Origin of the sequence: Curtobacterium sp. PhB130, assembly GCF_003755165.1 — a bacterium.
Lineage (GTDB): Bacteria > Actinomycetota > Actinomycetes > Actinomycetales > Microbacteriaceae > Curtobacterium.
On the sequence record NZ_RKII01000010.1, the window covers coordinates 116,458 to 128,686 of the forward strand.

8 protein-coding genes are annotated in these 12,229 nt (G+C 71.2%); all 8 read left to right on the forward strand.

Annotated features, from left to right (window positions below; genetic code table 11):
• Position 1 precedes the first annotated feature (1 nt).
• Positions 2-1,456 (forward strand): F0F1 ATP synthase subunit beta, encoded by a 1,455-nt coding sequence (gene atpD / locus EDF24_RS16290; RefSeq protein WP_123653602.1) that lies wholly within the window; start codon positions 2-4, stop codon positions 1,454-1,456.
• Position 1,457: 1 nt separating this feature from the next.
• Positions 1,458-1,721 carry a F0F1 ATP synthase subunit epsilon gene (locus EDF24_RS16295; RefSeq protein WP_056124084.1) on the forward strand — a complete coding sequence of 88 codons (264 nt, stop codon included), beginning with the start codon at positions 1,458-1,460 and terminating at the stop codon, positions 1,719-1,721.
• Between the two features lie 5 nt (positions 1,722-1,726).
• Complete coding sequence (locus tag EDF24_RS16300; RefSeq protein WP_123704251.1) at positions 1,727-2,488, forward strand: YaaA family protein; 762 nt, start codon at positions 1,727-1,729, stop codon at positions 2,486-2,488.
• A 116-nt stretch (positions 2,489-2,604) separates the two neighbouring features.
• Positions 2,605-3,147, forward strand: a complete 543-nt coding sequence (locus EDF24_RS16305; RefSeq protein WP_123653600.1) for a hypothetical protein — start codon at positions 2,605-2,607, stop codon at positions 3,145-3,147.
• Positions 3,148-3,178: 31 nt separating this feature from the next.
• Entirely contained in the window at positions 3,179-3,895 is a 717-nt protein-coding gene (locus EDF24_RS16310; protein WP_132049591.1) for an FHA domain-containing protein, read from the forward strand.
• 37 nt (positions 3,896-3,932) lie between these two features.
• Positions 3,933-4,754, forward strand: a complete 822-nt coding sequence (locus EDF24_RS16315; RefSeq protein ID WP_243698368.1) for a PP2C family serine/threonine-protein phosphatase — start codon at positions 3,933-3,935, stop codon at positions 4,752-4,754.
• A 140-nt stretch (positions 4,755-4,894) separates the two neighbouring features.
• Positions 4,895-6,307, forward strand: a complete 1,413-nt coding sequence (locus EDF24_RS16320; RefSeq protein WP_123704256.1) for a serine/threonine-protein kinase — start codon at positions 4,895-4,897, stop codon at positions 6,305-6,307.
• Entirely contained in the window at positions 6,304-12,195 is a 5,892-nt protein-coding gene (locus EDF24_RS16325) for an Ig-like domain-containing protein (RefSeq protein WP_148070914.1), read from the forward strand. The genes EDF24_RS16320 and EDF24_RS16325 overlap by 4 nt, the downstream gene beginning before the upstream one ends.
• Positions 12,196-12,229: the final 34 nt, after the last annotated feature.

Consider the following 12,229-nt stretch of genomic DNA (forward strand, 5'->3'; position numbering starts at 1 on the left):
CATGACCGACACCGCTACCACCGCGGTCGAGACGTCGTCGGCGCCCGGTGTCGGCCGGATCGCCCGTGTCACGGGCCCCGTCGTCGACATCGAGTTCCCGCACGACGCAATCCCGGAGATGTACAACCTCCTCTTCACGACGATCACCATCGGTGACTCGTCGCAGGAGATCGGCCTCGAGGTCGCGCAGCACCTCGGCGACGACCTGGTCCGTGCCATCTCCCTGAAGCCGACCGACGGCCTCGTCCGTGGTCAGGAAGTCCGTGACTCGGGCGCCCCGATCTCGGTCCCCGTCGGCGACGTCACCAAGGGCAAGGTCTTCGACGTGCTGGGCAACGTGCTCAACAGCGACGAGAAGCTCGAGATCACCGAGCGCTGGCCGATCCACCGCAAGGCCCCGGCCTTCGACCAGCTCGAGTCCAAGACCTCGATGTTCGAGACCGGCATCAAGTCGATCGACCTCCTCACCCCGTACGTGCAGGGTGGCAAGATCGGTCTCTTCGGCGGTGCGGGCGTCGGCAAGACCGTCCTCATCCAGGAGATGATCCAGCGCGTCGCGCAGGACCACGGCGGTGTGTCGGTGTTCGCCGGTGTCGGCGAGCGCACCCGTGAGGGCAACGACCTCATCGGTGAGATGGAAGAGGCGGGGGTCTTCGACAAGACCGCCCTCGTGTTCGGCCAGATGGACGAGCCGCCGGGAACGCGTCTCCGTGTCGCCCTGTCGGCGCTGACGATGGCGGAGTACTTCCGCGATGTCCAGAAGCAGGACGTGCTCCTCTTCATCGACAACATCTTCCGCTTCACGCAGGCCGGCTCCGAGGTCTCGACGCTGCTCGGCCGCATGCCGTCCGCGGTGGGCTACCAGCCGAACCTCGCCGACGAGATGGGTGTGCTCCAGGAGCGCATCACCTCGACGCGTGGTCACTCGATCACCTCGCTGCAGGCGATCTACGTCCCGGCTGACGACTACACCGACCCGGCGCCGGCGACCACGTTCGCGCACCTCGACGCCACCACGGAGCTCTCCCGCGAGATCGCGTCGCAGGGTCTCTACCCGGCGATCGACCCGCTGACCTCGACGTCGCGCATCATGGACCCCCGGTACCTGGGCGCTGACCACTACGAGACGGCGACGCGCGTCAAGCAGATCCTCCAGAAGAACAAGGAACTGCAGGAGATCATCGCCATCCTCGGTGTCGACGAGCTCTCCGAAGAGGACAAGATCACGGTCGAGCGCGCTCGTCGTATCCAGCAGTTCCTCTCGCAGAACACGTACATGGCCAAGAAGTTCACGGGTGTCGAGGGCTCCACGGTGCCGCTGAAGGACACGATCGAGTCCTTCCGCGCCATCGCCGACGGTGAGTTCGACCACGTGGCCACGCAGGCCTTCTTCAACGTCGGTGGCATCAACGACGTCGAAGAGAAGTGGGCGCAGATCCAGAAGGAGAACCGCTGAGATGGCGGGTCTCACCGTGAGTGTCGTCTCGGCAGACCGCGAGGTCTGGACGGGCGACACCACCATGGTCGTCGCACGCACGACGGAAGGCCAGATCGGCATCCTGGCGGGTCACGAGCCGATGCTCGCGATCCTCGCCCAGGGCCAGGTCCGCATCACGCGGGCCGACGGCTCGACCGTCGCGGTCGACGCTGAGGACGGCTTCCTCTCCGTCGAGCACGACACGGTCACGATCGTGGCGCGGCAGGCCGCGCTGGCGTCCTGACCGGACTGACCGTCCTCCTCCCGCCTTCGGAGACGAAGCGGGAGGGCGGGGAACCGGGCAGCACACTCGATCTGGGTGTGCTCTCGTTCCCGGAACTGACCCGAGAGCGGGCCGCGGTGATCACCGCGGCCCGCTCCGTCAGTTCCGAGGAGTCCTCGGCGCGGACGGCGTTGAAGCTCGGTCCGAAGTCGATCAGCGAGCGGTTCCGGAACCTCGCGCTCGGGACCTCGCCGACGCTGCCGGCGATCGAGCGGTACACGGGTGTGCTCTACGACCCGCTCGACGTCCCTGCGGCGTCCGACGAGGTCCGCGACTGGTGGTCCCGGCACGTGGTCGTGCAGTCCGCGATGTTCGGACCGATCGGTGCGGGGGACCCGATCCCTGCGTACCGCCTGTCGCACGACTCGCGGCTCGCGCCGCTGCGGCTCGCCGCGCACTGGCCCGCCGTCTCCTCGCATGCGCTCGCGTCGCGTGCCGACGGGTTGGTGCTCGACCTCCGTTCCGAGGGGTACCGAGCGCTCGGCCCCGTCGGGGGTGCCGTGGCACTGCGCGTGGTGAGCGTCGACGGCTCTGGCCGTCGCAAGGCACTGAACCACTGGAACAAGACGGCGAAGGGGCGCCTGGTGTCACTGCTCGGGCGGACCGGTGCCGAGGTCGGGTCGATGGACGACCTCGTCGGCTGGGCGCGTGGAACCGGCGTGGTGCTCGAACAGGTCGACGGTGGGTGGGACCTCGTGGCGGAGAGCCTGGAGCCCGTCCGGATCTGACCGGTGCGGTCGTTCCTGCACAGGCAGGGTGACCGGTCGCGTTCTCCACGGGGTCCGGTCCGGCACCGGCCTGGAGGCTCGGATCACGCTTCGATGGCGACATGAACCCAGACGCCATGACCTCCACCGCTGACCCGTACGTCCGCTACCCGCGTGAGATCGCTGCCGCGGTCACACTGCCGGTGGCCGCCACGGCGCTCGTCGCGCCGGGCACCGATCCGCCGTCGCCCGGTGCCAGGTCCGCGATCGGCACCGCGTGCGGAGCGCTGGCCACCCGGATGGCGCTGATCCGCTTCCTGGCGGCGCCGACCGCCGGGGAGCGCGCTGCCGGGGTTCGCCCCTTCGATCCCTTCCGTGATCCCACGCCGCTCGCGCTGCACGGGCAGGGGCCGTCCCCGGACCGTGACCGCATCCGCATCGCGGGGGACCGCGCTGTCGCCGTGTGGCACGGGTGGAAGGCACAGGGATCACCGCGCGACGACCGGCGGGGTGTCGCCGGGGCACTGGCCCTCGGCGCCTGGTGCTCCTGGGCGCTCGGGTCGTCGGCGCGGGCCGCGGTCCGGGCGCAGTACGCGCTCGACACCGTGCCGGACGACGCCCTCGCCGGGCTGGTGCAGCGCTCGTGCGCCGCCGGTTCCGCTCCGTCGTGGCAAGGGTGATGCGCGGTGCACCGGATCGTCTACGGTGGTGGTGACCACGCAGGAAGGGCACCACGTGCACGACGACGACGCCGACGACATCGAGGACACGGTGCTCCGTCCTCGGGTGTCCCGTCCGTCGGGGGTCGACGGCGCACGTGACGATGCCCTCGACGATGCGCTGGGGGACACGGTCATCCGTGCTCCGCGGCCCGCTCGCGCCGAGGAGCCGGACGCCCTCGACGACACGGTGGTGCGTGCAGGGGGAACCGACCACGTGCCCTGGACGCCACCGGGCGACGGCCGTGCGGCCGGTCTGCCGGGGGCGACCACGGGCCTCCCGGCGGTCGCGGAGCCGGTGCGCACCCGAGTTCCGTCGATCCGGATCGGCGACCGTGTGATCCGTCTCGACCGTCCGGTGGTCGTCGGCCGACGGCCGGCACTCCCGCGCATCGTGCGCGGCCCGGAACCAGAGCTCGTGACGGTGCGGTCCCCGAGCGGGCTGGTGTCGTCGTCGCACCTGCTCCTGCACGCCGAGGGCGAAGTGGCGGTGGTCGACGACCTCCGTTCGACCAACGGGACCCTCGTCCGGCCGGCCGGGGCTCCGGCGTACCGGATGCCGTCCGGTGCGTCGATCGTCGCGCTGACGGGTACGGTAGTCGAGATCGGGGACGGGGTCGCCATCGAGATCCTCTCGCCGCACCTCCGGGTGACCCCGCCGCCGGACGGATTCCCGCCGTTCCAGCACCAGCCTCCGATCACCCGTTGACCGGCACGCCCCGAACCCCCAGAGAGCGATCCAGAACGTGACCGAACTCGGCCGAGCCGCCGCCGCCCACGCCATCGACGTCCCGGGCAGGGACGGCGCCACCCTCACGCTCTCGTGGGGTGCCGCGACCGACGTCGGTCGTCGTCGCGACCACAACGAGGACAGCTACATCGTCGAAGCGCCGTTCTTCGTCGTCGCCGACGGCATGGGCGGTCACCTCGCCGGTGACCGCGCGAGCGACGCCGTGGTCCGTCGCCTCGGTGACGCGGTGGACGGGCCGTTCGGCAGCCGTCAGGAGATCCAGCGTGCCCTGCTGCTCGCGACGGCCGACATCGAACGTGCTGCCGGGGGCAACGCGATCGGTGCCGGCACGACCGTCACCGGGCTCGCGCTCGTGGCGTCGCACGGGCAGCCCGCCGCGCTCGTCTTCAACGTCGGGGACTCCCGCACGTACCGGGTGGAGGACGGGGTGCTCCGTCGGATCACCGTCGACCACTCCGTCGTGCAGGAGATGGTGGACGCCGGCGTCCTCCGTGCCGAGGACGCCGAGGCGCACCCGGACAGCAACGTCATCACCCGCGCCGTGGGCTTCGGCGAGCCGCCGTCGCCGGACTGGTGGACCCTGCCGCTCCGGACCGGTGACCGGTACATCGTCTGCTCGGACGGGCTGACGAAGGAGATCGGCGACGCCGGCATCGGCCGGATCGCCGCGAAGGTCACCGACCCGCAGGAACTCGCCGAGCGGCTCGTCGGGGACGCCCTCGTCGCCGGCGGCCGGGACAACGTCACGGTCGTCGTGCTGCAGGTCGACGGAGCGCCGACCGACGGCGACCTCGAGGACACGCTGCCCCGCCACTGAACCGGCCGCCGAACTGCCCCCCGAACTGGGGGACGGTGGCCGTCCACCGGATGCTGGTGTGCAGTGTTCCGGTGTCCCACTTCCGTAGGATGGAAGGCCGCGACGTACAACGGGCCGTGTCGGCCGGAGGGGAGCGAACGATGGCCCGACGCCTGCCGTCGACACCCCCTGTCATCCCCGGGTTCAGCCCGGTCCACGTGCTCGGCTCCGGCGGGTTCGCCGACGTGTTCCTCTACGAGCAGGACATGCCGCGCCGTCAGGTCGCGGTGAAGGTCCTGCTCGACGAAGTGGTCGACGACCGGGTCCGCCAGATGTTCCAGGCCGAGGCGAACCTGATGGCGCGCCTCAGCACGCACCCCTCGATCCTCACCGTCTTCCAGGCGAGCGTGGCGGCGGACGGTCGTCCCTACCTGGTGATGGAGCTCTGCTCGTCCTCGCTCAGCGAGCGCTACCGGCGCGAACCCGTCCCGGTGTCCGAGGTCCTCTCGATCGGGATCCGGATCGGGTCCGCGCTCGAGACCGCGCACCGCGAAGGCGTGCTGCACCGCGACATCAAGCCCTCGAACATCCTGCTCACCGCGTACGGCAACCCGGTCCTGTCGGACTTCGGCATCGCCGCGACGATCGGTGGGACGGACCCGGACGAACCGATCGGCATGTCGATCCCGTGGTCGGCGCCCGAAGTCCTCATCGACGAGTCGCGCGGCACGATCCAGTCCGAGGTCTACGCCCTGGCGGCCACCGTGTTCTCGCTCCTCGCGGGCCGCAGCCCGTTCGAGGTGGTCGGCGGCAAGAACGGCGCGTCGGACCTGATGTCCCGCATCGACAAGGGCGGCGTGAAGCCCACCGGCCGAGCGGACGTCCCGCCGTCGCTCGAGCGCCTGCTCGCGACGGCGATGTCCCGGAAGACGCAGCTCCGGCCGGGCACCGTGATGGAGCTCGTCCGCGGCTTCCAGCAGGTCCAGGCCGAACTCGGCCTGCCGCAGACCGCGGCGGACGTCGCCGTGGAAGCCTGGTCCATCGCCACGCCGTCCCCGGACGGCGACCGCACCATGGTCCGCGAACTGCAGCCCCCGAGCCGCGTCGGCCGTCGCCGACGCACGCGTCGACCGGTGCAGGGCGGCGTCGCGGCCACCGGGTCGCGGAGCGTCGGCACCGTCCACCGCACCGGCTCGGTCACCCGCGGACGGCGTCGTTCCCGCCGGACGGTCGTGTGGGTGAGCTCGCTCGCCGCCGTGGTCGTCCTCGCCCTCGCCGCGACGACCGTGGTGCTCGTGTCCCGCGTCGGCTCCGGCGCGATCCCGACCGTGGCGGACGTCCGGGCGTCCTCCTCGTCGGAGTCGGTGACGTTCCGCTGGTCCGACCCCGGCCTCCACAACGGCGACACCTACGTGATCTCCTCGAACGGTGCGTCGAGCCAGCAGTCCGGCACCTCGTTCGTGGTCTCCGGCAGCAAGGGCGACGAAGAGTGCATCTCCGTCGCCGTGAACCGTGACGGCAAGACCGGCGTCGCGAGCGCCGAACGGTGCGCGACGATCGGCAGCGGGTCGTGATCCGACGTCTCCTGACGCAGCACCGGTCGGCAGCGGTGACGCTCGGGGTCTCGGTGCTCGTCGGTGCGCTCGTCGCCGGCGCCGCCGTCGTGTCGAGCGGCTACCACACACAGCGTGTGGCGCTCGGCGACGGGACCGTGTGGGTCCCCTCGGCCGAGTACGGCGCCGTCGGTCGCGCGAACACCGCCGTCCTGCAGCTGAACACCGCCATCGAGGCATCGTCCGACTCCCTGTCCGTGCTGCAGCGCGGCTCGACCGTCTACAGCGTGGACGAGACGAAGGGCACGGTCGCGAAGGTGGACGTCGCGGACGCCACCGTCGGGGACGCCGTCACCCTGCCGTCGGGCTCGCCCCAGGTGTTCTTCGCTGGCCGAACCGCGGTCATCGGCAACCAGGACACCGGTGAGCTCTGGTCGACGCCCGCGTCCGACCTCGACGAGTTCGACGCCTCGACCAAGGCGGACCTGACCCTCGGCGCCGATGCGGTCTTCGATGCCTCCGACGACCACGTCGCCGTCTACTCACCCCGCACCGGGACCGCCTCCCTGGTCGACGTCGGCACGACGCTCTCCGTCGCGAAGCGGTGGACCGTGCGGATGGACCGGAAGGACGACTTCCAGGTCGCGGCCGTCGGCACCCACGTCGCGGTGCTCGACCGGACCGACGGCACCCTGTCGGTCGACGGCGCCGAGGTCGACCTCGGCGACCGGGTCGGGGGGTCCCCGTCGCTCCAGCGGTCGACCACCGACGGCGACGCGGTCGTGGTCGCGGGCGCTGCCGGGCTCGTCCGGGTGACGCCGTCCGGCTCGGCGACGAGCACCGCCCTCGCCGTCTCCGGGCGTGCGGCCCGGCCCTACGTGGACGGCTCCTGCACCTACGGGGCCTGGAGCGGCGGTCAGGCGGTCGACACCTGCGCCGGCCGTGCCCTGCAGCGGCTCGACCAGGTGCCGGGCGCCGCGGCGCTGCAGATCGTGCACAACGGCGACACGATCGTCGCGAACGACCCGTCGACCGGCCGTGCGTGGGCGATCGACCGCAGCGGCCAGCTCATCGACAACTGGGCCGACCTCATCAAGCGGGACGACGACCAGCAGCAGGAACAGGTCTCCGACGACGACCCTGAGGTCGAGAAGGACCAGAAGCCGCCGGTCGCGGTCGACGACGACCTGGGCGCTCGTCCGGGACGCACCACGAGCCTCCCGGTCCTGCTCAACGACTACGACCCCAACGGCGACCCGATCGTGGTCAGCGAGATCGGGACGGTCAACGGAGCCGGCGGCTCCGTCGCCATCGTGGACGACGGCCAACGACTCCAGATCACCCTCGGCGACAGCGCCAGCGGCACCGTCGCCTTCCGGTACACGATCACCGACGGCAACGGCGGATCCGCCAGCGCGACGGTACGGGTGTCGGTGCGACCGGACTCCGAGAACGAAGCCCCACGCCAGGTCCGTGACACCAGCGCCGACGTCGTCCAGAACGGGCACGTGTCCTCGAACGTCCTGGGGGACTGGGTCGACCCGGACGGCGATCCCGTCTACCTGAAGTCGGCGACGGCGTCCGACGGCGACCAGGCGTCGACGACACCGGACGGTCTGCTCGACTTCCGGAACGCGAGCGGGCGCACGGGGGAGCGGAACGTCCAGCTCGTCGTCAGCGACGGACGCGCCGACGGCCGGGGCTCGCTGACGGTGCACGTCGCGAAGCAGGGCAGCGTCCCGCTCCGCGCCGACGCGTTCCCGGTGCAGGGGTACGCCGGCAAGGCCTTCACGGTCGACCCCCTCGAGCACGTGCGCGGGGGCAACGGCACGGTCACCCTGACGAGCGTCTCGTCGACGAGCGGCGTGACGATCACCCCGAGCTACGACGCCGGCACCTTCCGGGTGCAGGGCGACGCGGTGGGGGACCACCAGGTCGAGTACACGGTGACCGACGGCACGAAGACCGCGAGCGGCATCGTGCGGATCACGGTCCTGGCACCGCCGGACGCCTCCACCGCGCCGATCACCACCCCGAAGACCGTCTTCGTGAACACGCTGTCCACGAAGGACACCGACGTCACCGCGACCGACATCGACCCCGCCGGCGGCGTCCTGCTCGTCACCGCGCTCGACGGCCCGGACCGGACGTCCGGCGTGCAGGCGAGCATCCTCGACCAGCACACCGTCCGGACCACCCTCACGGCGCCGCTCGACGGCCCGGTCACCTTCACCTACACCGAGACGAACGGACTCGCCTCGGCGACCGGCACGGTCACCGTGGTCGAGATCCCGAAGCCCGACCGGATCCAGCCGCCCGTCGCCCAGTCCGACAGCGCGACCGTGCGGGTCGGAGACGTGGCGAACATCGACGTCCTCGCGAACGACACCCAGCCCGAGGGCGAGCCGCTCACCCTGCAGCCCGACCTCGTGCAGAACGTCCCGGGCGACGGCGGTCTGCTCTTCGCCTCCGGGGACCACCTCCGCTACCTCGCGCCGAAGACCCCCGGCAACTACACGGCCGTGTACCGCGTCGCCGGTCCCGACGGGCAGACCGCGGACGCCGCCGTCTCGATCTCCGTCCGGGAGAAGGACAGTGCGACGAACAACCCGCCGGTGCCGGAGACGGTGACCGCGCGGGTCGTGGCCGGACAGGCCGTGCGGATCTCGATCCCGCTCAACGCGATCGACCCCGACGGCGACTCCGTCCAGTTGGTCGGCGTCGGGTCGAACCCCGACAAGGGCTCCGTGAGCGACGTCGCCGCCGACTCCCTCACCTACGAAGCCGGTGACTACTCCGCGGGGACCGACGAGTTCACGTACACGGTGGTCGACGCCCTCGGCGCCCGTGCGACCGGCACGATCCGCGTCGGCATCGCCCCGCGGGCCGAACAGGCCGCCAACCCCGTCGCCGAGGCCGACCACGTGACGATCCGGCCGGGCGGGACGGTCACCGTCCGCGTGCTCCAGAACGACTCCGACCCCGAGGGCGGTGACCTCGCCGTCACGAAGGCCGAACCCACGGCGAAGGACGTCACGGCCAAGGTCCTCCGGAAGCAGGAGATCCGGGTCACCCCGCCGAAGACGGCGAAGTCCGGGGACTTCGCGGTGCTCTACACGGTCGCGAACGAGAACGGCGGCGCGAGCACCGCGTTCCTCACCGTCACCGTCGACAAGGACGCCAGCCCGCTGCGCCCGGAAGTCGACGACACCACCCTCGACCTGCAGGACATCCTGCACCGGCAGAGCGTCACCGTGGACGTCCTCGAGAACGTGTTCTTCGCCGAGGGCTCGACGTCCGACCTGACCGTCGGCGTCGTCGACGGGTACGGCGACACCGCCCGGGTCAACGACACCGGACGCATCGTCGTGCGGCTGACCGACGACTCACAGGTCATCCCGTTCTCCGTGGCGCGCCAGGACCACCCCGACATCGTGTCGTACGGCTTCATCCACGTGCCCGGCTTCGACGACGCGCTCCCGCAGGTGAACCGGACCGCCGGTGCCATCACCGTCAAGAGCGAGGCGACGGTCCGCATCCCGCTGTCGAAGTACGTCGTCACCGCGAACGGGCAGACCGCGAAGGTGACCGACTCCGGCACGGTGAAGGCCACCCACGCGAACGGCGCCGACCTCGTCGTCGACTCCTCGACGCTGCAGTTCACGTCCGCGAAGCTCTACTACGGCAACGCGTCGATCTCGTTCGAGGTCACCGACGGGTCGAACGCGAACGGCGGCAAGGGACGCGTCGCGACCCTCGTGCTGCCGGTGAAGGTCACTCCGCGGTCGAACCAGCCGCCGGCGTTCACCGGGTCCTCGATCGACATGCAGCCGGGGGACTCGCGGACGATCGACCTCACGAAGCTGACCGACTACCCGTACCCGAAGGACCTCCCCGAGCTGCGGTACTCGGTCGTCAGCCAGCCCGCCTCGGGCACCACGGCGACGATCTCGGGGCAGCGCCTGACCATCAAGGTCGCCGACTCCGCCCGGAAGAACACCACGGCGACGATCGGGGTCGGGGTGGCGGACGCCACGAACTCCGGCAGGTCCGGCCTCGTCCAGGTGGGGATCGTCGCCTCCACCCGACCACTCGTGCAACCCGGCGCCGACAAGGCCACCGTGAAGCGGGGGTCCTCGACCACCATCGACGTGCTCGCCAACGACCAGCCGACCAACCCGTTCCCGGACGAGCGGCTCACCGTGACGAACATCCGCGGACTCGCCGGCGGCCTGCCCTCCGGCGTCACCATCATCCCGAGCGCGGACAAGTCCCGCCTGCAGGTGAGCGTGTCCGACTCCGCGAAGCCCGGCAACACGAACCTGCAGTACCAGGTGTCCGACGCCACGAAGGACGCGGACCGCGCGGTCTGGGGTGACGTCACGATCTCCGTGCAGGACGTCCCCGACGCCCCGGGCGCGCCCACCCGGACCGGTTCCTACGACGGCGGCCAGGTGACGCTGACGTGGGCGACCCCGCAGGCGAACAACTCGCCGATCACGGGGTACCGCGTCACCGGGACCAACGGCGTCGCGAAGGACTGCGGGCTCGCCACGGTGTGCACGATCACCGGGCTCGACCCGACCGCGTCCTACCGGTTCACCGTCTCGGCCGTGAACGCCGTGGGCGCGTCGGACGCCTCGAAGCAGTCCGCGCCGATGAGCGCCGACTTCGTCCCGGCGCCGCCCAAGGACATCACCGTCACCGCGGACAAGAACACCCCGAACCAGCTCGACGTGTCGTGGAGCGCGGTCAAGGCGCCGAACAACGGCAGCGCGGTGAACAACTACGTCGTCACGATCGACGGCCCTGGCCTGTCCACCACGAAGAACGCCGGGACGTCGACGACCGCGACCTTCGGCGGTGCCCAGAGCGCGGCGCAGTACACGGTGACGGTGTCCCCGCGGAACAGTGCCGATCGCGACAACACGGTGGTGCAGTGGAACACCGGTTCCGCGACGGGCACGGCGATCGGCACCCCGAGCGCGCCGCGGTCCCTGTCAGCCACCGCGAGCACCGACCAGATCTCGAACGGCCGCTCGCCGGTGACGGTGAAGTGGAGCGCGGCTGACGCTGCCGGTGCGCCGTCGGTCAGTTACCGCGTCTACCGGATCGCGAGCGGCAGCCCGTCGTGCACGAGCCTCGGCGGCGACGTCGTCGGGACGAGCAGCCCGGTGACCGACAACAACCCCGGTCGCGGCAGCCAGCGGTACGCCGTGGTCGCCGACAACGGGTCCTTCTGCAACGTGGACTTCGTCGACTCGGTGACGTACTCGCAGGCGACGAGCACGGGCAACGCCAGTGTCGGCGTCGACCAGACCGGGACCAACCGCTGGAACGCCACGATCACGGCCCCGCGTGAGTCGGTCGACCACTACGTGCTCAGCGTCGGTGGGACGACGGTCACGCTCCAGCCCGGCGGCGTCTGGTCCGGCGTCCCGAGCGGTGGGTACAACGTCGCCACGAGCTTCACGCTCACGGCCTGCGGCGGCCCCGGGGACAACTTCTGCGCACCGGACTCGGGCCGGTCGTCCGGCACGGTCGCCGCACTGAACACCGCGGTGTCGGTGACCGACGCCCAGAAGGGCAGCGCACTCGCGGTGAGCGGCCCGCCGGCGGCGAGCGGCGTGACGATCCGGTACACCGCGGAGTGGTCCGTGGGCGCCATCCCGCTCTCCGAGTCGTCCTGGAACGCCGGCGACGAGCCGCCGACGGTTCCGCAGCTTGCGACCTCTGTCCGCGTGAGCGCGACCGCCACCCTCAACGGCACGCAGGTCCGGGTCGCCGGCTCGCAATCAGACGCATTCGAGGCCACCGACCCGCCGGACACCGGCGGCGGGGACACCGGCGGCGACCCGAGCACCCCGCCCGACACGGGTACGGACACGGACCCCGGCGCGGGCGGCTGAACCACCGCACGTCGACCAGCGACAATGTGAGTCG